The sequence below is a fragment of the Parabacteroides sp. AF17-3 genome, from assembly GCF_003635445.1.
GTDB classification, from domain to species: domain Bacteria; phylum Bacteroidota; class Bacteroidia; order Bacteroidales; family Tannerellaceae; genus Parabacteroides; species Parabacteroides goldsteinii.
The window spans coordinates 268,781-290,566 of sequence record NZ_QTMM01000002.1 but is presented as its reverse complement, the minus strand read 5'-3'; the positions used below and the strand labels follow the sequence as shown (position 1 = coordinate 290,566).

Sequence of the window (21,786 nt, the reverse complement as noted above, 5' to 3'; positions counted from 1 at the left end):
AGATAAACATGTTGAATGTAAGGAGAGGTGTGTTGGGGTACAACATACCCTCCTTTCTTCTAAAGTGAATTCATTATGAACAGGAAGGTTGCGGACATATTATTTGTCCTGTTTCTATTCGTAGGTATGGTAACATATCTCTTTTATACCCAATCTTACCGGATTATTTTATCTGGACAGGTTGGTTGTTTTTTAGCAACAACTGATTTTTTCACATCTTTTCTTCCTCGGATACAAGGAATTGTAGATTATCTAGCCTCTTTTCTTGTACAATTTTATGTGATTAGGTATTTCGGAATCGGAGTCTTGATAAGTCTGGCTTTTCTCTTGGGACTTCTGATAAATATGTTGTTAAAACCTTTTACAGAATCTCGTTACCGCATTCTTTTATCTTTTTTATATTCGACGACATTTGTTTGGTCTCTACATAGTTTCTCCGATTATCCCTTGTCGAAAGATCTAACTTTATTGATTTCTTTTATCTGTTGCCGTCTTTATATCGGACTATCCGATAAGCGTATACGTGTTTTGTTCAGTTATTGCCTTGCTTGTATTCTTTGGTATATTTGTAAAGAAGCAGCGTTTGTAGCTTGTTTGTATATATTTGTTTATGAGTATTTGAAAGGAATGAGAAATTATTCTTACCTGATCTCTCTTTGTTCTCTTTTTGCCTTTTCAGCATTGTTCACGACTTTATTGCTCCAATATTGTTTCCCGATGGAAGAAGTGTTTGTTGCTGAATGGGAATTGGATTGGTATCCTTGGTATCTGATTTATATGACTTCTTTTGTCGGTTGTATCTTTTTATTACGTTGTTCACGCGGTTATCTCTTTGTTGCCTCCGGTTATCTTCTGTTGGCCGTATATGCTTGTCATGTGAATACCGACCGTACCAGGGAGTTTGAGATGAAATTGTTTTACCTAATGCAACAAGGTGATTGGAATAAATTGCTGGGTAGTATATGTGATGCCGAAAAACTGAACTCTAGAACCTTGAATTATTATTATATGGCATTGGCACAAACCGGACAATTGAGTAATGCCTTGTTTCGGGATGGATTCCCTTATTCGAAGTCATTGGTTTCAGCGGGTGAGCAATCGTATGTTTCGAAAACTCGTTTGAGCGATATCTATTGGAACTTAGGTTGTTTTCGGGCTAGTCAGGTGTTCTCGACTGAAGCCATGTCGATGTTGGATACGGGGGTGAACCCTTATCATCTTAAACGCTTGGCGATGATCCATTTGATTTATCGGGAAAATGATTTGGCAATAAAACTTCTGCGTATATTGAAAAAAACGGTGATGTATAATCGCTGGGCTGTCGATTTGTTGAACCGGATGAAACATGATCCAGATCTGGAACAGGTCGATTGGATCATTCGTTTCCGGAAGATGCTTCCTTCATATGGTTTCCAAATAGGTATGAACAGGCCATTAGAAAATATAACAAACCTAGCTATCCAATTACCATTTGAAACATTGGCCTTGGAATATGCTTGGAATTTGGCATTACTGGAGAAAAAGGTTGATTGGGTGGCTAGGATGGTCCGCTATAGATTGGATTTTTCTCCGAACTCGGAAATTCCGATCCTGTGTCAGGAAGGAATTTTAATCTATGAGCGAGAGAATAAAATCAGTGAAGACCGGAAATTAAAGATAAACTATGATGAAGGCGTATTGGCACGTTTCAAAGAGTATTGTACTCAGGGAAAACGTCCGCTAAATACGATATCCGGTTATTTTGTAATGAATAATGATTATAAATCCAGTTACTTTTATTATTATGAATCTGTCGATGTTCATAAATAGGTATTGTTATTTCTGTTTATTGGTATGGGTATGTATTTCGTGTCAATCTGTATCCAAGTATATAACTGAGGAACTGTCGCAGAAACCTCAGTTGTTTCCCGATTATACCGATATTGTCATACCCTATAATATTGCCCCGTTGAACTTTAAAGTGACTGGTCGCCCTGAGCGAGTTGAGGCTGTGTTGCGGTTTTCTGACGAGAGTTGGGTACTTACAGGAGAAGAAAAGATTATTTTCCCGGAAAAGAAGTGGAAACAATGGCTTGAAAAGGCTAAAGGAGGTCATATATCGGTGACATTGAAAGCCGAATGGGATGGAAAGACATATCAATACGTTCCGTTTGACTGGGAGGTGTCGATTGCTCCAATCGATCCGGTACTGGTTTATCGAAAAATAGAACCAGGGTATACAACTACTAATACTATGTCGATTAACCAGCGGAATTTGACAAACTTTAATGATGAAGTTTTAATCGATAATATGAAATCGGAAACCGGCTGTATAAACTGCCATTCTTTTTGTCAGAATGATCCGGATCAGATGCTGTTTCATTCACGTCAGAAAAATCCGGGGACTTATTTTATCCGACATGGAGAAATAGAGAAAGTGAATACTCAGGCGGGAGAAATGTCACAGGCCGCCGGATATCCTTTTTGGCATCCGTCGGGCAACTACATTGCTTTTTCTGTTAGTCAGACGCGACAAATTTTTTATGAAGGGAAGACTCCCATAGAGGTCTTTGACTTGGGGTCGGATGTGATAGTATATGATTTGAAAGACAAGAAAAGTTATACAATTCCGGAACTATTTGCAGATTCATTGCATAATAACTATCCTGTGTTTACGCCCGATGGTAGAACCTTGATTTATTGTGGGGGTAAAGCAGTTCAGGTTCCTGAATATAAGAGTGATTTAAAATTATCTCTTTGTGCGATTCGTTTTGATGCGGATAAAATGGAATTTGGGGAAACGGTGGATACATTAGTGTCAGCTTCCCGGATTAATAAAAGTATGTTACATCCGAGAGTCTCTCCCTGCGGACGTTTTTTGCTTTATACGGAGGTGGAATACGGTTCGTTTTCCAATTATCATAAATCATCTGATTTGGCTTTATATGATTTAAAAAATAAGACACATAGGGCGCTAGACGAGATAAACTCGGAGGATGTGGATAGTTTTCATTCCTGGTCGTCTGTGGGTGGATGGGTGGTATTTAGCAGTCGTCGGAATGACGGATATTATACGTACCCTTGGTTTACACAAATCAATGATGCCGGGAAGGCTTCCAAACCGTTTCTTTTGCCTCAGGAGAACCCAGACTTTTATATTTATTGTCTGACTTCTTATAATGTTCCCGAATTGGTAAAAGGAAAAGTAAATATTAATCCTTATAACCTTCGGAAAGCAGTTATGGAAGTTCCTGTAATAAGGAGTAAATACGAAATACAAAATGACTGAATTTAAACACGACACGCCAAGTCGGAGATGGCGTGGGAACTCCGGTAATCAGATTTATCCCGCCTTGATGTATTGTAACAACCCCGTAGGGCGGTAATCTGAAGCCATAAAGAAGAGCGGTAGTAAGTCAATGAACCGTACGCTCGTAAGTGACAATATCTTTTGGATGAAATTGAATGGTGCACCTGAGACAATTCCTGAAGAAGGAGCTGTGGAGATCATCCGGAGATCGAGTGATCTTCCCTTGAATGTATGATGAAAGTGTTACAAAGTAACTGCCTTGTCCGTTGGGACGGGAGAAGTGTTTGCAACACTTTCTTTTTTTTGATCGGAGTTAGATGTATTAACTTTTGTCTTTGTTGTAATAGGTGAAAAAAGTATATTATAATTTGTGAAACCAAAGGCTTCTTTCTACTTTTGTAATCCAATCGTTGGTAAAATGTTACCATAAAATGATTGGATTAATTACGAGAAGCGTTTTATGATATTATCCTAACATTGGAACTTCGACACTTTCAGATAATTGGATAGTAGACAGCGAACGCTCACATACCTGTTTTTGTTATATCCCAGTGTATTTGCACAGGGGAATATTCAAAATAAAAGGGTGTGAGCTGTTGTTTATATCAATTATCTAGGCAGTCGAAGGCCTCAATGTTAGATATATCAACAGTCCTCACGCCTCTTTTTATTTATTATCCAGTCCTGGGGATTGATGGATACAAATGTTTTCCTAAATTTGGAGCCTCATATGGAAATAAATTATAATGTATCGGAAAATGTTCTTTGGATGAGTTTTAAGAACGGAGATGACAGAAGTTTTGAACTCATATACAGAAAGTATGCAGATGCTCTGTTCCGGTATGGCGTCCAGTTTACTTCCAATGAGTCTTTGGTAAAAGATGCTATTCATGATGTTTATGTAAAACTTTATAATGACAGACAGCGTTTAAAAACGGAAGTCAATATAAAATTCTATTTGTTTACCTGTTTGAAAAACCACCTGTATAATCTTCTGAAACGAGAACTGTTTTTTGATAAAGTAGATATAGAAGAAAATGAATATTTAGACCCAGGAGCGGAAGAGCAGGTTACGTTAACTCTAAATCAAAGCGAATTACAGGAAACAGTTCGAAAAGTCCTGGGTATGTTAACAGACCGACAACGGGAAATAATTTATTATCGCTATATAGAAGAGCTTTCGATAGAAGAAATTGCTATTTTGATGGATATGAATTATCAGTCAGTACAAAATTCAATACAACGTTCGATTAAGAAAATGCGGGAATCTTTCCCTGTACTGATTGTTTTTGTCATTATATTAAAAAAAATGTACTTCTGTTGAGTATAAATTTTCCTTTCGATTGTATTCCTTATAGAGAATATTTAACAGGTACAATTAAGAATGAAAGGAAAAGACTATACAGGCTATTCAGTTGAGCAGTTATTGGAAGATGATTTTTTTCTGAAATCATATTTTTATCCGACAGATAATTCGCAGGCTTTTTGGAAAGAACAGGCTCTTAGGGATGAAGTTCTTGCCAAAGAAATTGTTTATGCCCAAATGGTTCTACGTTCTATTCCTTATCGCAAACAGACTTTTTCATCTGAAGACAAAGAATTACTTTGGAAACGTATTTCCAAAACCAACCATAAAAAACGATCATTCAGATATTGGTATTCCTCGGTAGCTGCAGTTGCAATATTATTGTTGGCTGTGGGAAGTTTCTATTATATGAACTATTATGAGGAAGACAACTTAACTGCAATTGAAAAAGTGCAAAAGCCTGAACAGCCAGTCGAAACAGTTCAGTTAATTCTGGCTGATGAAAAAAAAGTGAATATTGAAGAGAAAAACTCCCATTTGCAATATAATAAAAAAGGAGAATTGCATATCAATGCCCAAAAGATGAAAACCTCACAGGACTCAGTAACGAGTTCTGACAATAAAAATGAGTTAATTTATAATCAATTGATTGTTCCATCAGCAAAGCGATCTTTCCTTGAACTAGCTGATGGCTCGAAAATCTGGGTGAATGCAAATACACGAGTCGTTTATCCGGTCACTTTTGATGATAAAATGCGTGAGATATATGTAGACGGTGAAATTTATATAGAAGTTTCCCCGGAAGAAAAGCGACCGTTCATCGTTAAATCGAAAAAAATGGATATTCGTGTGTTAGGTACGAAATTTAATGTATCGACATATGAATCCAATGAGGGGGTATCTGTTGTTCTCGTTTCAGGAAAAGTTAATGTACGGACCGATAATCGGGTTGAGTCATTATTGACTCCGTCTGATCGACTTTCTTATGAGAAAGGGACTACTGATATTAAGAAAGTGAATGTGGAGAATTATATTTCCTGGAAAGAAGGGTATTATACATTTGATAATGAATGTTTCTCTGTTGTCTTGGATAAACTGTCTGATTATTATGGAAAAAAGATAAGATATAATGATAAGGTAAGAGCTTTGCGTTGCTCCGGTTCATTGAATCTGGATGAGGATATGGTAAAAGTACTGACCGGCTTAGAGTCGACCATGCCTGTCACTTTTACAATAGAGAGAGAGTATATATTAGTAATTGTTAAACCTTAAAAAAGAATATAAATATGAAGTAAAGGAACTTTGAAAAACAAAACCGGATAATAGTGGGTATTATCCGGTCGTAAATTTAAAAGAAAGAATTTTAGCAGAATTCTTTCCAGTTAAATCAAAAATCAATACAAATGTATGGAAAACAAACGAATAATAAACGTAGAAGTACGTGGATTTAGAAAATTAATGTGTATCATGGCTGCTTGTCTGGTCGCAGCATCTTGTTGGGCAGCAGATTTCTCCGCGAAATCGGCCTATTCACAAAAGACCCAGATATCCTTAAATCTTTCGAATAAAACAATCAAAGAGGCATTTAAAGAAATAGAACGAAACAGTGAGTTCGTTATCTTCTATTATGAGGGAATAATTGATGCCAGCAAACGAGTGGAGCTGAATATCAAGAATCAGACGGTTGATAAAATCCTTGATAAATTATTTGAAGGGACTGAAAACACCTATAATATTGTCGATAAGCAGATTTACATTACCAAAAGGAATGAAAAAGAAGAGGCTGTTGTCTCTTTTCCGGTCACTCAACAGCAAAGAAAAGTTACTGGTAAGGTTATTGATGAACTTGGAGAACCTTTGCCTGGAGTAGCTATACAAGTGAAAGGTACCCCCCGGGGGGTAACCACTGACATCGATGGATCCTTCGGTATCGATGTCAGTGATACTGATATATTACAATTTTCTTACTTGGGTATGCAAGACCAGGAAGTAGCAGTCGAAAATAAGAAACAGTTGTTTATTACGCTGAAAGAGAAAACGGATGAACTGGAAGAGGTCACTATTGTTGCATTTGCCAAACAGAAAAAAGAAAGTGTATTGGCTTCTATTACAACGGTAAAACCTTCTGAGTTGAAAGTCCCAAGCAGTAACCTGACTACAGCTTTGGCAGGACGTATGTCCGGCGTTATTTCTTATCAACGAAGCGGAGAACCGGGTCAGGATAATGCAGACTTCTTTGTACGTGGGGTAACTACCTTCGGTACAGGTAAAAGTGATCCGTTGATCCTGATTGACGGTGTAGAATTTACTTCCGAGGACCTGGCACGGTTAAATACCGATGATATCAATAGTTTTTCAATTATGAAAGATGCCAATGCGACGGCTCTTTATGGTGCTCGTGGAGCAAACGGGGTAATACTTGTTACAACTAAAGAGGGGCAGGAAGGTAAAGCTAAATTTTCCATTCGTTTCGAAAACTCCCTGGCTGCTCCGGCTAGCGAAGTGAAATTGGCTGATCCGATTACTTATATGAATTTGCATAATGAGGCTGTAAGAACACGTGACCCATTAGGCGTACTTCCTTACTCGAATGAGAAAATTGCTAATACAGGCATAGGAAATCCGAATGTATATCCCGCCACTGATTGGAAAAATATGTTGTTTAGAGATTATACGATGAACCAGCGCTTGAATATGAATATCAGTGGTGGTGGGAAAGTAGCACGTTATTATGTGGCAGCTTCATTTAATCAGGATAATGGTATTTTGAAAGTTGATAAGCGGAATAATTTTAATAGTAATATTAATTTGAAAAAGTATTTGCTTCGCAGTAATGTTAATATTAATGTGACAAAAACAACCGAATTAATAGTCCGTTTGCACGGAACCTTCGATGATTACAGCGGCCCTTTAGATGGTGGTAGCGGTTTATATAATAAAGTGATGCGAACAAGCCCGGTATTGTACCCTGCTTATTATGAACCGGATGAAACTCATAAGTATACACAACATATTTTATTTGGAAATTATGATGGCGCTAATCATATCAATCCATATGCTGATATGGTAAAAGGGTATAAAGATTACAGTAAAACGGTTATATTAGCTCAGTTGGAATTGAAACAGGATCTTGATTTCCTGCTAAAAGGATTGTCGGTGAGAGGATTGTTCAATACTTCCAGGTCTTCTTATTTTGACGTATCCCGATATTACACACCTTTTTATTATAAAGTAGGTTCATATGATAAATATCAGGATGTTTACAGGCTTACGGGGTTGAATGAACAGAGTGGTAAGGAGTATCTTGATTATAATGAGGGGAAAAAAACGGTCAGCAGCACGACTTATTTTGAAGCAGCAGCACAATATAATAATACTTTCAATGAAAAACATAGTGTAAGTGGTATGTTGGTTTTTACAACTCGTGAAGAACTGATCGGTAATGCCGGTGATTTACAACAGTCTCTGCCTTTCAGGAATATAGGCTTGGCCGGGCGTTTGACTTATGCCTTCGATAATCGTTATTTTATTGAAGGAAACTTCGGGTATAATGGTTCGGAGCGTTTTTCATCCAAAGAACGTTATGGATTCTTCCCTTCGGCAGGTGTCGGTTATATGGTTTCAAATGAAAAGTTTTTTGAGCCGTTAAGTCACATTATCACAAAATTAAAGTTGAAGGGTACTTACGGGCTTGTAGGTAATGATAATATAGGGGAAGCAAAAGACCGCTTTTTTTATCTGTCGAATGTGAATTTAGATAATTCGGATCGTGGTTATGTTTTTGGAACGGATTTCGGCTATTCAAAAAACGGTGTCTCCATTAGTCGTTATGAAGATCCGTTTATTACCTGGGAAAAAGCTTATAAGCAAAACTATGGCATAGAATTGGGATTATGGGGAAAAGCAGAATTACAATTGGATTATTTTAGGGAGAATCGGAAGAATATATTGCAAAAGCGTTCTGCTATTCCATCAACTATGGGTTTACAGGCAACACCTCAGTCAAATGTCGGAGAGAGTTTTGGTTCGGGCGTCGATATGTCATTGGATTACTCACAATCGTTTAATAAAGATTTTTGGTTGACAATGAGAGGTAATTTTACGTATGCGACGGCAGAATTCAAGGTTTATGAAGAACCGGAATATAGCAGTACCCCTTGGCGCAGGCATAAAGGACAGAAACTATCCCAACAATGGGGGCTTATTGCCGAACGACTTTTTATAGATGAGGAGGATGTAAAAAACTCTCCGGTTCAGCAGTTCGGTGAATATATGGCGGGTGATATTAAATATAAGGATATCAATATGGATGGAATTATAGATGATCAGGATAAAGTTCCTATCGGTTATCCAACAACTCCGGAGATTATTTATGGATTCGGTTTTTCAGTGGGTTATAAAAATTTCGATTTCTCGGCATTCTTTCAAGGATCGGCCCGTTCTTCTTTCTGGATTGATTCGAGGAAGATAACTCCTTTTATAGATACGGATAACGATTCGGATACAGATGCCGGTAAAGTTGCCAGAAATGCACTGTTACAAGAAATCGCTGATAGTCATTGGTCGGAAGCACATCGGGATCCTCATGCCTTTTGGCCACGTTTGGCAGATCGGAGTATTAGCAATAATACACAAACCAGTACATGGTTTATGCGGAATGGAGCATTTTTACGTATGAAATCGGCAGAGCTAGGATATACAATTCCTAAAGAACTGACTAAAAAGATCCATTTGGGAATGGTAAGGTTTTATTTGAGTGGAACAAACTTATTTGTGATCAGTCCGTTCAAATTGTGGGATCCGGAAATGGCTGGAAATGGTTTAGGGTATCCTGTACAGCGGGTGTTTAATGTTGGAGTTAATGTTAGTTTATAAAACGAGTACTATATGAAAAAGATAATTGATGTATTTATTTTGCTGATCAGCCTATTGAGTTTAGGTTCATGTAGTGATTATCTGGATGTTGTTCCGGATAATATACCGACTATTGATCATGCTTTCAATAACAGGATTAATGCAGAGAAATATTTATTTACTTGTTATTCTTATCTACCTAATCCTACCAGTCCGAATACGAATCCCGGATTTTTGTGTGGATATGAGTCCTGGATAACAGAAGAAGGTACATATTATTGGGGGAGTTTGAATTCTTTTAACGCAGCAAAGATCGGGCAGAATTCCAATAATCCATTATTAAACTATTGGGATGGAGGAAATGATGGTCATAACCTTTTTGTTGCCATCCGCGATTGTAATATATTTTTGGAAAATATTGATAAGCCTGTCGATTTGGAAGAGTATGAAAAAGTGAGGTGGGTAGCTGAAGCTAAATTTCTGAAGGCTTATTATCATTATTATCTGTTGCGGTTGTATGGTCCGATCCCTATTATAGAGAAAAACCTTCCGGTATCGGCTTCTCCGGAAGAAGTACGGGTTTATCGTGATCCGGTGGATGATGTGGTTAATTATATCGTGCAGTTGCTGGATGAGGCGGTTGTTGATTTGCCGGATAATATTCAAATCGAAATTGAAGAGATGGGACGTGTTACGAAATCAATTGCGTTGGCATTGAAGGCTAAAACACTTGTGTTGAATGCTAGCCCTCTTTTCAACGGGAATCCTTATTATACAAATTTGAAGGATAATCAAGGTCGAAATCTTTTTTCAACCTCGTATGATGCTGGTAAATGGGAGGTTGCAGCAAAGGCTTTAAAAGAGGCTATCGATTTTGCCGAAAGTCAGGGAGCCGAGCTATATTATTACAAAGGTTTTGATCCGGTAACTGATTCCACACGTCAAAAATTGAATATTCGTAAAGCAATAACTGAACGTTGGAATAAAGAGATAATTTGGGGATCGACAAAGAATGATAATTTTTTGCAGAAAGTATCTTTTGTAAGAACAAAATTGGATCAGAAGACGGAGGCTATGCTTTCTCTTTTGTCACCTACCATCCGATCGGTAGAACGTTTTTATACTAAAAATGGAGTTCCCATCAATGAAGATAAAGAATGGGATTATGAGAACCGATATAAAATAACTGAAGTGGCGGAACAAGATTGTTATTATATGAAAACCGGTTATAAAACAGCTCGACTGAACATCGCTCGTGAACCGCGTTTTTATGCCTCACTTTCTTTTGACGGTGCCATTGTATATGGGAATGGTATAGTTGGAGATAATGATTATTCTAAATTGACTTATGCACAGATGAAAAAGGGGCAACCAGGTGGAATGATTGCATCACAGTGCTATTCCATCACTGGATATTTGCCTAAAAAACTGGTTGCGGTCGAGACTGTAGGAAACCAGGGCACTTTTACCTCCTATCGTTATTCATTCCCTGTAATTAGATTGGCCGACCTCTATTTATTATATGCGGAAGCACTGAATGAAATAAAATCCAGTCCTGATGCGGAAGTATACCAATGGATTGATAAGGTAAGGAAAAGAGCTTCTCTGAAGGGGGTAGTTGAGAGTTGGACTAAATATTCTACTATGCCGAATAAGGTTTCTACCCAGGATGGTATGCGTGAAATTATTCATCGCGAACGTTTGATTGAATTGGCTTTTGAGGGTGAAACTTTCTGGGATTTGTTACGTTGGAAAGAGGCTGGAGAAGAGTTTAAACATCCAATACAAGGCTGGAATGTGTCAGCAAGTGATACGGAAAGTTATTATAAGATACAAACGATTGCAAATCCTTCATTTAGCATAAAGAACTATTTCTTCCCAATAAAACAAGCGTCGATTGATGTGAATCCTAATCTGGTTCAGAACTTTGGTTGGGGGAGTACAAATTGAGTTAATGGTCATATAATTAAGGAAACGATATGAAGAAACAATTATTTTATATTTTAATTGCATGTACAGTTTTACTGAATGCTTGCAAACAAGAATATGTCGGACAACCTGGAATAGACTCGGTACCTCCGGGTAAAATAGAAAATCCCAAGGTGGAAAATTTACCGGGTGGAGCGAAAATAACATACGATTTACCTCATGATGATGATTTATTGTATGTGAATGCTGTATATCATATTAATGGAAAGGAGATGAATACTTCTTCTTCCATGTATAATAATGAGTTGATGGTTGAAGGTTTCGGAAGTACGGATGAACAAAAAATAAAACTGTATTGTATTGACCGAAGCAACAATGTTTCAGAACCGGTGGAAGTTACCATCCATCCTACTACACCTCCTGTGCAATTGATCTATGAGTCATTGAAAGTAAAAGAAGGATTCGGTGGTATACAAGTGGAATGGGAAAATAAAACGGAGGCGGATATAGCCATCTATTTGGTGGCTGCCGATTCCATAGGTGATTTAAATGTAGCCGATGTTGTCTATACAAGCACTGCGGAAGGAAAATATTCTTTGCGTGGTTTTAATGATGAAGAACGCGTTTTCGGTGTATATATTCGTGATAGATGGGACAATTTTTCTGACACGCTTTCTAATGCATTTACTCCCCTTTATGAAATGGAAATGGATAAATCCAAATGGAAGTGGGAAAAATTATTAGGGGATAATACAACAGAATTGGGAGGTAATTGGGCTTGGGAAAAAATCAGAGATGGAATAGCCGGGGATCAAGGTTGGCATACAAATATAGCAAAATCTCCTATGTATTTCACAATTGATTTAGGCGTTACAGCCAAGTTAAGCCGATATAAGTTGTGGCATAGACTTGGTGGTTGGGCTTATACGCATTTTAATCCTAAAAAATGGGATGTGTATGGTACGACTTCTCCAGACTATGGGAATCATGATGAAGCATATTGGATTGAAGGCGGATTCAAAGAAGATTGGCATCTGTTATTGAGTTGCTATTCTTTTAAACCTTCCGGCGAGAACTCCCCTGTTACGAACGAAGACCAGGAGTATGCCGCGAATGGTTTTGAATTTGAATTTCCGTTGGATGCACCTCCTGTTCGTTATCTTCGTTTCCATGTCCATGAAACGTGGGGAGGAGCAGCAAATATACACATCTCGGAATTGTCTTTCTGGGGGAAAGTTGTAGAAGAATAATTTATATATAAACTTTATATTTATGAAAGCTGTAATAATTATATGTAGTTTGTTGGCAGTATTATTTGTATCATGTGATGGTATGAATGATAATATAAAAGAATATTTGGACCGGGGGGAAATAGCTTATATCGGAAAAGCGGATTCTGTCACAACTGCAGGAGGAATCAACCGGATTAAACTCCTGTGGAAAATAAATTCAGACCCGCGTATCACTTCTTGTAAAATTCTTTGGAATGATAAACAAGATTCTGTGAGTTTCCCGATTGACAGAGGGGAAGTCGATAAGAATGGATATCTCTCTTATATTTTAGAAGATATGCCGGAAGGTACATTTATTTTCAATTTATATCATGTCGGAGTGGATAATAGTTTGTCTATGGGCAGTGAAATTGAGGGAACTGTTTATGGTGATATCTATAAATCTAATTTAAATCCAAGGAAGATCCGGTTAGTGGAGACATTGGCTGATAAAGTTAACCTGTATTGGGAAGAGGGTGGAAATTCTTCGAATGTTTTATTTACTTATATCAATAGAACTGGGGAAAAAAAGACAATCAATATTCCTGCGTCGGAAACTGTTACTGTGATCGATGATTATGTGTTGGGAGGTGAATACAGTTATAAGACGATCTTTTTGCCGGAGGAAAATGCCTTGGATCAATTCGAGTTGGATTCTCCTGTTGATAAGTTTCCAACCTATTATGTAGGAGATGGTTCTTTGGATGATATATTCCCTGAATATTTGAAATTAGACAGAAGGGCCTGGAAGATAGATGATTTCTCTTCGGAAGAACCGACAGGTGAAGGTGCCAACGGTCGTGCAGCTCAGATTATAGATAATGACCCTTCAACATTCTGGCATAGTGAATGGCAGGCAACTACGGCTCAATTACCGCATTCTATTACAATTGATATGAACACAGTAAAAGACGTAAAATGTGTAACCATCGCTAAAAGACAGGGTAATACGGATTTGAAGGCCGCTCATATTGAAATCAGTACGGATAACCGTAGTTGGGAAATCGCCGGGAAAGTGGAATTTGAAAAAACGGCTGATCCGAATGCTAAAACGATTGTATTGGGAGAAATAAAAAAAGCTCGATATATGAAGTTGGTTATTACAGAAAGCCATCGTTCTCCGTCTGCCTCTATATCAGAGGTGTATGTGTTAGGAACAGAATGATTTTATAAACAAAGTAGGGAGATATCACAAAAATATCTCCTTACTTTATATCATAAAAGGAAAGGCCATCCTCCATCTGAACCAGATTCAAACAAGGCACGCTGAGCCGGAGATGGCGCGGGAACTCCGACATATGGAATTATTTTGATACTTTCCGGAGGGAAATAACAAGTGTCCGGCATCGAGCTATGCCAGGTCCGTCACCTGAGGGCATCAGGTCCGTCACTAGACCATGTCAGGTCCGTCACCTGTCATTCTCCCTTTTTGAGAGGCATCAGAAATAACTTAAATCTGAACTGTATGGCTTTTTTCAAAAAAATTCAACAGAAGATTAATGGAAAGTGGTATCCGAAGTCTGTTACTGTCGGTAAACCCGTGACAACAAAAGAGGTATCTGACCGTTTGGCACAGATATCGACTGTGAGCCGTGCCGACACCTATGCTGTTCTCATGGAACTGGCAGGCGTGCTGGCTGATTACATGTCACAGGGACGTACCGTAAAGCTTGACGGGCTGGGCACTTTCTATTACACCCTTACTGCGGGAGGTAACGGGGTCGAATCGGCAGACAAGGTGAGTGTTTCGCAAATAGCTGGCGTTCGTGTCCGTTTCATTCCTGAAGCCACGAAAAACAGCGGTAGTAAGACGATGAACCGCTCGCTTATCAGCGACAACATCTTTTGGATGGAATTGAATGCTGCACCCGAGACAACTCCTGAAGAAGGAGGCGGTGAAGACCGTCCGGAGATCGAGTGATCTTTCTCTGAATGTATGATGAAAGTGTTGCAAAATAACTGCCTTGTCCGTCGGGATGGGAGAAGGGTTTGCAACACTTTCTTTTTTGATTGAAGTTAAATGCATAATAAACGAATAATCCTATTCATGAAAATACCACCTAACTATCCGGAAATTTCCGTACTTTTGTCATCAGATATAATTAAAGAAAGGAATGTATTATGACAGCTATGGAACTGGATGCCCGTCGAATGGAACTTATCCGAAAGATTATGGAAACAGATAGTGTTGAAGTTCTTGATAAGATGAAACAATCTTTCAATCGGGCGGTTAAAGCGGCTCAAGCTAAGAACACGGAATCTATTCCTGGTGTCCCTTCTTCATTGGAAGAGGTAAAGCAGAATATTACGGCATTTGAGGCAGATCTTGATGCTGATATATTAGAAACGGTTTCGCATCAAGATGTGATGAAGGATGTACGACAAATGCTCGCTTCCTTATGACATGCGAATGGAAGAAAACTGCCATGGCAGAACTAACTAAAGCTACAAAATATTGTGCGAAAACATTTGGGAAAAGAGTTGCAGAGAAATTTCTTGATTCAGTAGACCATCAGATTTTACTTTTGGCTGGAAATCCATTGATGGGGATTCATGTTCCTGAATTGGATACATCGCGTCGCCAATATCGAACTTTGTTAGTTCATAAACTATTTAAACTCGTGTATTATGTGGATGAGAAGAAATCTGTACTTTATATCGTTTCTCTTTGGGATGTTCGCCGCGATCCCTCTACATTGATAAGTCGTATTCGTAAAAAGAAGACCTAACTATCCGGAAATTTCCGTACTTTTGTCATCAGTTTAAAACGAACAGACAAAAGCAATGAAATATCTGATAAAGGCCCCGGAAGAAAGACTTCGGGCTTCTGTGCAACTTCCTGCTTCCAAGAGCATTAGTAACCGTGCTTTGATATTGAATGCACTAAGTTATAGTCCGTATGATATACAGAACCTTTCCGACTGCGATGATACGGAAGTGATGGTTAAGGCGCTGAACTCCGATAGTCGTGATTTCGATATTAAGGCTGCCGGGACGGCTATGCGTTTCCTTACTGCTTTCCTTTCTAAAATAGTGGGTGAATGGACGATCACCGGAACGGAGCGGATGAAGAATCGCCCGATCAAACTGCTGGTCGATGCACTGAACTCGTTAGGCGCCCGCATTGAATATATCGAGAAGGAAGGCTATCCCCCTTTGCGTATCTTTGGAAGTGCGTTGCAAGGAGGTGAGATCTCTCTGGCTGGAGGTGTCAGTTCACAATATATTTCAGCCTTGTTAATGATCGCTCCTTTGATGGAAAAGGGATTGACATTACATCTGGAAGGAAATATCATCTCCCGTCCTTATATCAATCTGACGTTACAATTGATGGAACAGTTTGGGGTGAAAGCTACCTGGAACGGACAAACCATCAAGATTCTTCCCCAGGAATATAAACCGATCCGTTTTACCGTGGAGTCGGATTGGAGTGCCGCTTCCTATTGGTATGCAATCATGGCTTTGTCGAAAAATGCCGAAATAGAACTGCTGGGCCTTTTTAAGAACAGCCTGCAAGGAGATGCCGCCGGAGCAAAACTATTTGCTCAACTGGGTGTTGGTACGACCTTTACAGACCGGGGCGTCGTGCTGAAATATAACGGTAATGCGGTAAAAAAACTGATCTATAATTTTGTCAACGAACCCGATTTGGCGCAAACATTTGTTGTCACCTGCGTGTTACTAAATATCCCCTTCCGCTTCACCGGATTGCAATCGCTGAAGATAAAAGAAACCGACCGTATCGAAGCTTTGAAAACGGAACTTCGTAAACTCGGCTATCTGTTGACCGACAGCAACGACAGTATTCTGGAATGGAATGGGGAACGTTGCGAACCGGAAGCTGATCCGATTATTGCCACATATGAAGACCATCGGATGGCAATGGCATTTGCCCCGGCTGCGCTGGTATTGCCGAAAGGTCTTAAAGTGGCTGATCCGGAAGTGGTGACAAAGAGTTATCCTGCCTATTGGGAAGACTTGCGCAAAGCAGGATTTGCTTTAATTGAAAATTAACATGTGGTACATTATCATTGGTATTATCGTGCTTGGCGTTATTGCTGCCATAGCCGGTTATTTCAGGAATAAAAAATTACAGCAGATGCTGGAACGTGGGGAGATCAGCGAGATACCTGAAGCGCGTGAAATTCCCGAAGAATGCTGTGGCCAGCATGAGACTTGTGAGCGTGACAGTCTGTTGGCTGCCGTCAGCAAAAAGATTGAATATTATGATGACGAGGAACTGGATCGTTTCCGGGGGCTGGAGGGAGATGAGTATGAAGAGGATGCCGTCGATGAGTTCCGCGAGGTACTTTATACCCTGCAGTCGGAAGAGGTGGCCGGGTGGCTCCGTAGCCTGCAACTTCGTGGCGTGAACCTGCCGGATGCACTGAAGGATGAAGCATTTCTTATTGTCGGTGAGAGAAGAATACATTAAACGGTAGAGAACGTCAACCAGTGTTCAACATAAAGATTGTTTCTACCTAATGAAACACTTGTTTCTATATGGTGAAACAGTTGTTTCTTTATAGTGAAACTTTCTGTACCTCGTATCGGATATAAGGATAAGATTGCACAAATAAGACGAACCATCATATGGAATGAATATGGATCTATTACAATATACTTTTTTTCAACATGCTTTGCTGGGCAGCTTGCTAACAGCCATCACCTGTGGTATTGTCGGGACATACGTTGTCGCACGCCGTCTGGTGTTTATCAGTGGCGGTATAACTCATGCCTCTTTCGGTGGTTTGGGACTTGGCTTTTATCTGGGTACAAACCCGATCTTGATGGCAATGGTCTTTTCCGTCCTTTCCGCTTTCGGGGTAGAATGGGCGAGCAAGACACAGGATGTGCGTGAAGATTCGGCAATTGCCGGTGTTTGGGCGTTAGGAATGGCGCTCGGAGTAATTTTTATATTTCTTACTCCCGGTTATGCTCCCAATCTGTCTGCCTATTTGTTCGGTAATATCCTGACGATCTCCCTGTCCGATATTATCTGGATAGCAGCTTTAGCGGTGGTGCTGATCGCAGTATTTTCCCTCTATCTGCGGGAGATAGTCTATGTCGCTTTCGATAGCGACTTTGCCAAGACGCAGCATATCCATGTAAAGTGGATCGAATATATGATGATGTTCTTTATTGCCCTGACTATCGTCCTTTCCATCCGGTTGGTCGGTATTATGTTGCTGATGAGCTTGTTGACTTTGCCGCAAATTACAGTGAATCTGTTTACTTCCGACTTTAAGAAGATCATCTGGGGGAGTATTGTCCTTGGCTTTCTGAGTTGTGTGGTGGGGCTGGTTCTGTCTTATTTCCTGAATGTACCGTCGGGAGCTTTTATCATCCTGGTGCTGGTGCTGGTCTTTTTGATCCTGAAAGGAGTATTATTCTTTACGAAGAGGCAATAAAACAGGTTCTTCTCAGTTTATTATATGATAAAGAGTGCACATAATACGTGAAGAAAGGTTTTTACTATATAATTTCGATATTCGTGGTTCTCTTGCTTTGGTCGTGCAGTACGAAGAAAAACACCAAAGCAAGCCGGTTCTACCATTCCTTTACATCCAGATACAATATCTATTATAACGGAAAAACTTCTTTTGATGAAGCCCTGAAATCTATGGAGACAGGCTACAAGGAAAGTTATTCCGAAATGATCCACATGTATCCGATCAGTGCACAGCCGAAAGATAAAAAGGAAACCGGCGGCCCCTTCGACCGCGCCATCGAGAAAGGCAATAAAGCCATAAAACTTCATTCCATCAAAGCCAAGCCGGCAAAGAAACCGGGTTGGCGCAACGATCCCAAACAACGTGCTTTGCAGGAACAGGAAGAATATAACCCTTTCCTGAAGAAATGTTGGCTGCTGATCGGGCAGGGACAGTTCTATAATGCTGATTTCTTGCAAGCCTCTGCCACTTTTTCTTATATTGCCCGCCATTATTCCCATGACGAGGAAGTAGTGGCCGAAGCCCGTTTGTGGCAGGCCCGTTGTTATTCGGAAATGGATTGGTTCTATGAATCCGAAGATATTTTGGGTAAGCTGAATACTAATGGAATACCCCGCAAGAACCTGAATCAGTATGCCGCTGTTTATGCCGATTATCTGGTCAAGAGCAAACAGTATGAAGAAGCTATCCCTTATTTTAAGACGGCAATCAAATCGGAAAAAAGCAAACTTCAGCGTACCCGTATGAAATACCTGCTGGGACAAATCTATGCCGCGCAGGAACAGGATGGCCTTGCCTATAAAATGTTCAACGAAGTAGCCAAAGCCAGTCCTCCCTATGAACTTGAATTTGCGGCCCGTATCCGTCAGACAGAAGTATTCTCCGGTGCTAACTATCAGAAGGTAGTCAAGATGCTTCAACGCATGGCGAAGAGCGATAAGAATAAGGATTATCTGGATCAGGTTTATTATGCCCTCGGAAATGTTTACCTGAACCGGGAAGATACGGCAAATGCCATAAAGAATTATGAATTGGGTATCGAAAAGAGCACACAGAACGGACTGGAGAAAGCTATCTGCCAGATCAAACTGGGCGATATCTATTTTACCATGCGTGATTATGTAAAGGCACAGCCTTGTTTCAGTGGCGCATTGTCCGGCATCCAAAAAGAATACAAAGACTTTAAACGTGTGTCGAAACTTTCGGCAGTCCTGGACGAACTGGTCGTACATGTGGAAGCCGTCCATTTGCAGGATAGCTTGCAGACCCTGGCAAAAATGCCGGAGACGGAACGTTTGGCTGTCATCGACAAGATCATAGAACAGGTAAAGAAAGAGGAAGAAGAGGCCAAGGCTTTGGCTGAGAAAGAGGCTTATCTGGCTGACCAGGCTGCCAAAGGAACGGGTATAAACCGTCCCGGGACAGAAACCGGCGGTATCGTTCTCCCGACTGCATCGGGCGGGACTTCTTTTTACTTCTATAATCCTTCGACCGTATCGCAGGGTAAGGCGCAGTTCCAGCGCAAGTGGGGACGTCGTACACTGGAAGATAACTGGCGGCGCCGTAAAAAAGAAATGTCGACCTTCAACGAAGATGCTTTGGAAGAGGGTGAACTGGCGGAGACAGCAGCCGGAGCCGTCGGACCGGATGGTCAGCCTTTGCCGACCGACTCGCTGGAGGCCGGTTTGCCCGAGGTTGCTGCCGATGACCCGAAATCACGCGAATATTATTTGCAGCAGTTACCTTTCACGCAGGAAGATGTGGATGCCTCGAATATAATTATTGAGGACGGATTGTATAATATGGCGATGATCTATAAAGATAAACTGGAGGATCTGCCTTTGTCGATCGAGGCTTTTGAAGAACTGGAACGTCGTTTTCCGGATAATTCGCACCGCTTGGAGAGTTATTACCAGGTCTATCTGATGGCGCTCCGTACGGGTAATACCTCTTTGGCTGCCGAGTACAAGACGAAGATGATCAATGCCTTCCCGAATGAGGATTATACGATTGCCATCTCTGATCCGAATTATGAATATAATATACGTATGATGGATTCCGTACAGGATTCGATCTATCAACAGACCTATAATAGTTATCTGGCAAGCGATACTGTTACCGTGCGTCGGAATTTCCGCGATGTCAGTGTTAAATATCCGTTGGCAACCCTGATGCCGAAATTTATGTTCCTGGATGCGTTGACTTATGTACAAGCCGGTGATGCCGAAGGTTTCAAAACGGCCCTGAAAGCGTTGGTAGAGAAATATCCGACAGCCGATGTGACGGAACTGGCAGGTGAGATGCTGAAAGGTATCCTCCGTGGCCGTACCCTGATGCAAGGCAGCGTGACCGGTATGACCTGGAACCTGCGTTTTGGTCTGGGTGAAGACGGTTCTTTGTCGGCAGCCGACTCTGCACGTACATTTACAGCTGAACCGAATACTCCTTACCGTATGATCTTGATGTATCCGACCGGAAGTGTGGATAAAAACCAGTTGCTGTTTGCCGTGGCAGCTTACAACTTTGCCAACTTTATGGTGAAGGAGTTTGATTTGGCTTTTGAAGAAGCCGGCCCGATGTCAATGCTGAACATCAGCGGATTTACAGGTATAGAAGAAATCTTGCAATACTATAAAATGATTTATGGTAAAGATGGTTACGCCCAGGCTCTGGATAAAAATGTTGCTATCCTTCCGATCTCCGAGGACAATTACGAGACATTGATGCGAGGTAAGACACTGGAAGAATATATTAACTTCTTTGAAGAAAACTTTGGCGGTAAAGCCCCGGAATTGGCAACACGTTGGAATAATCGTATGTTGGTGGAAGAAGAAAAAGTGAAAGAAGCCGAAGCTGAAGCTGAAGCTGAAACTGAATCAGAACTTCCGGGCGAAGATCAACCAGACGAAACAGTTCAACCGGAAGATGAATCCCCGGCAAAAGAAATCAAGTCGGTACGTAGAAAAGAAGCCGAGGAAGAAAAGAAAGAAGAAGCTGAAAAACCAGTAGAACAGGTTGCTCCGAAAGATACTGTCATTCCGGAGATATCTGTCCCGGATACTGTTGCCAATGTTCCGGCAATTGAAGCTCCTGTCGATACGGTTTCCGTACAGCCGGCTGTTTCCGATACTGTTGCGGTTGCTTCTCCTCAGGATACTGTCCCTGCCGTGCAGGCACCGGAAGAACGGAAAGAGCTTACATTAAAAGAAATAGAAGCAATCCGCAAACGCGAAGCCGCAGCCGAAGAAGCCCGTAAGGAAGCTGACCGCAAAGCATTCGAAGCACAACAGAAAGCCGAGAAAGAATTGCAGGAGCAGAAAGCCAAGGAACGTGCTGACCTGTTGAAGAAACAGGAAGAAGAAGAGAAAGCCCTTCTGAAAGCGAAAGCCGACCGTGAAAAGCAACTTGAACAGGATCGTAAGAACAAGTTGAAACAGGCCGAAGCCGACCGTAAAGCGAAGCAGAAAGCTCGTGAAGAACTTCGCAAACAAAAAGAGCGCGAATACAAGGAAAGGCTCAAACAAAAGGAAAAAGAGCGTAAGCAGAAGGAAAAACAGTATAAAGAAACACTGAAAGCAAAAGAAAAGGCCCGTCGCGAAGCGCAAAAAGCGAAAGAGGCGGCACGTAAGAGGTGATCTGCACAGATACCCCTGTTTTGTCATGGCTCGAGTCTGCCATGACAAA

At 40.5% G+C, this 21,786-nt stretch carries 15 protein-coding genes; all 15 read left to right on the top strand.

Annotated elements, in window-relative coordinates; genetic code table 11:
• Window positions 1-75: 75 nt before the first annotated feature.
• The 15 genes from DWW91_RS03460 (at window position 76) to DWW91_RS03390 (ending at window position 21,737) form a co-directional block, all read left to right on the top strand.
• The gene (locus DWW91_RS03460) at window positions 76-1,809 is read left to right on the top strand and encodes a DUF6057 family protein (RefSeq protein WP_122326957.1); all 1,734 of its coding nucleotides are present in this window, start codon (window positions 76-78) and stop codon (window positions 1,807-1,809) included.
• Complete coding sequence (locus DWW91_RS03455) at window positions 1,796-3,268, top strand: hypothetical protein (RefSeq protein WP_233584397.1); 1,473 nt, start codon at window positions 1,796-1,798, stop codon at window positions 3,266-3,268. The genes DWW91_RS03460 and DWW91_RS03455 overlap by 14 nt, the downstream gene beginning before the upstream one ends.
• A 751-nt stretch (window positions 3,269-4,019) precedes the next feature.
• Window positions 4,020-4,613 (top strand): RNA polymerase sigma factor, encoded by a 594-nt coding sequence (locus tag DWW91_RS03450; RefSeq protein WP_158599428.1) that lies wholly within the window; start codon window positions 4,020-4,022, stop codon window positions 4,611-4,613.
• Window positions 4,614-4,673: 60 nt separating this feature from the next.
• Complete coding sequence (locus DWW91_RS03445; RefSeq protein ID WP_122326954.1) at window positions 4,674-5,867, top strand: FecR family protein; 1,194 nt, start codon at window positions 4,674-4,676, stop codon at window positions 5,865-5,867.
• Between the two features lie 135 nt (window positions 5,868-6,002).
• Window positions 6,003-9,470: a TonB-dependent receptor gene (locus DWW91_RS03440; protein ID WP_233584396.1), complete on the top strand. Its 3,468-nt coding sequence runs from the start codon at window positions 6,003-6,005 to the stop codon at window positions 9,468-9,470.
• A gap of 12 nt (window positions 9,471-9,482) precedes the next feature.
• Window positions 9,483-11,399, top strand: coding sequence for a RagB/SusD family nutrient uptake outer membrane protein (locus tag DWW91_RS03435; RefSeq protein WP_122326953.1), 1,917 nt, complete (start codon window positions 9,483-9,485; stop codon window positions 11,397-11,399).
• Between the two features lie 29 nt (window positions 11,400-11,428).
• Window positions 11,429-12,628, top strand: a complete 1,200-nt coding sequence (locus DWW91_RS03430) for a DUF5000 domain-containing lipoprotein (protein ID WP_122326952.1) — start codon at window positions 11,429-11,431, stop codon at window positions 12,626-12,628.
• Between the two features lie 22 nt (window positions 12,629-12,650).
• Window positions 12,651-13,814 carry a DUF4998 domain-containing protein gene (locus DWW91_RS03425; protein WP_122326951.1) on the top strand — a complete coding sequence of 388 codons (1,164 nt, stop codon included), beginning with the start codon at window positions 12,651-12,653 and terminating at the stop codon, window positions 13,812-13,814.
• Window positions 13,815-14,114: 300 nt separating this feature from the next.
• Window positions 14,115-14,570, top strand: a complete 456-nt coding sequence (locus DWW91_RS03420) for an HU family DNA-binding protein (RefSeq protein WP_046146037.1) — start codon at window positions 14,115-14,117, stop codon at window positions 14,568-14,570.
• 200 nt (window positions 14,571-14,770) lie between these two features.
• Entirely contained in the window at window positions 14,771-15,052 is a 282-nt protein-coding gene (locus tag DWW91_RS03415) for a hypothetical protein (protein ID WP_122326950.1), read from the top strand.
• Window positions 15,049-15,378, top strand: a complete 330-nt coding sequence (locus DWW91_RS03410) for a type II toxin-antitoxin system RelE/ParE family toxin (protein ID WP_009860093.1) — start codon at window positions 15,049-15,051, stop codon at window positions 15,376-15,378. The genes DWW91_RS03415 and DWW91_RS03410 overlap by 4 nt, the downstream gene beginning before the upstream one ends.
• A 55-nt stretch (window positions 15,379-15,433) precedes the next feature.
• Window positions 15,434-16,663, top strand: coding sequence for a 3-phosphoshikimate 1-carboxyvinyltransferase (locus DWW91_RS03405; RefSeq protein ID WP_122326949.1), 1,230 nt, complete (start codon window positions 15,434-15,436; stop codon window positions 16,661-16,663).
• A gap of 1 nt (window position 16,664) precedes the next feature.
• The gene (locus tag DWW91_RS03400; protein ID WP_009860091.1) at window positions 16,665-17,084 is read left to right on the top strand and encodes a hypothetical protein; all 420 of its coding nucleotides are present in this window, start codon (window positions 16,665-16,667) and stop codon (window positions 17,082-17,084) included.
• A 169-nt stretch (window positions 17,085-17,253) separates the two neighbouring features.
• Complete coding sequence (locus DWW91_RS03395) at window positions 17,254-18,060, top strand: metal ABC transporter permease (protein ID WP_122327079.1); 807 nt, start codon at window positions 17,254-17,256, stop codon at window positions 18,058-18,060.
• 47 nt (window positions 18,061-18,107) lie between these two features.
• Entirely contained in the window at window positions 18,108-21,737 is a 3,630-nt protein-coding gene (locus DWW91_RS03390) for a tetratricopeptide repeat protein (RefSeq protein ID WP_122326948.1), read from the top strand.
• Window positions 21,738-21,786 lie beyond the last annotated feature (49 nt).

Coding starts and splice junctions, on each gene's coding strand:
- DWW91_RS03460 (WP_122326957.1), top strand. CDS start 76: ATGAACAGGAAGGTTGCGGACATATTATTTGTCCTGTTTCTATTCGTA.
- DWW91_RS03455 (WP_233584397.1), top strand. CDS start 1,796: ATGTTCATAAATAGGTATTGTTATTTCTGTTTATTGGTATGGGTATGT.
- DWW91_RS03450 (WP_158599428.1), top strand. CDS start 4,020: ATGGAAATAAATTATAATGTATCGGAAAATGTTCTTTGGATGAGTTTT.
- DWW91_RS03445 (WP_122326954.1), top strand. CDS start 4,674: ATGAAAGGAAAAGACTATACAGGCTATTCAGTTGAGCAGTTATTGGAA.
- DWW91_RS03440 (WP_233584396.1), top strand. CDS start 6,003: ATGGAAAACAAACGAATAATAAACGTAGAAGTACGTGGATTTAGAAAA.
- DWW91_RS03435 (WP_122326953.1), top strand. CDS start 9,483: ATGAAAAAGATAATTGATGTATTTATTTTGCTGATCAGCCTATTGAGT.
- DWW91_RS03430 (WP_122326952.1), top strand. CDS start 11,429: ATGAAGAAACAATTATTTTATATTTTAATTGCATGTACAGTTTTACTG.
- DWW91_RS03425 (WP_122326951.1), top strand. CDS start 12,651: ATGAAAGCTGTAATAATTATATGTAGTTTGTTGGCAGTATTATTTGTA.
- DWW91_RS03420 (WP_046146037.1), top strand. CDS start 14,115: ATGGCTTTTTTCAAAAAAATTCAACAGAAGATTAATGGAAAGTGGTAT.
- DWW91_RS03415 (WP_122326950.1), top strand. CDS start 14,771: ATGACAGCTATGGAACTGGATGCCCGTCGAATGGAACTTATCCGAAAG.
- DWW91_RS03410 (WP_009860093.1), top strand. CDS start 15,049: ATGACATGCGAATGGAAGAAAACTGCCATGGCAGAACTAACTAAAGCT.
- DWW91_RS03405 (WP_122326949.1), top strand. CDS start 15,434: ATGAAATATCTGATAAAGGCCCCGGAAGAAAGACTTCGGGCTTCTGTG.
- DWW91_RS03400 (WP_009860091.1), top strand. CDS start 16,665: ATGTGGTACATTATCATTGGTATTATCGTGCTTGGCGTTATTGCTGCC.
- DWW91_RS03395 (WP_122327079.1), top strand. CDS start 17,254: ATGGATCTATTACAATATACTTTTTTTCAACATGCTTTGCTGGGCAGC.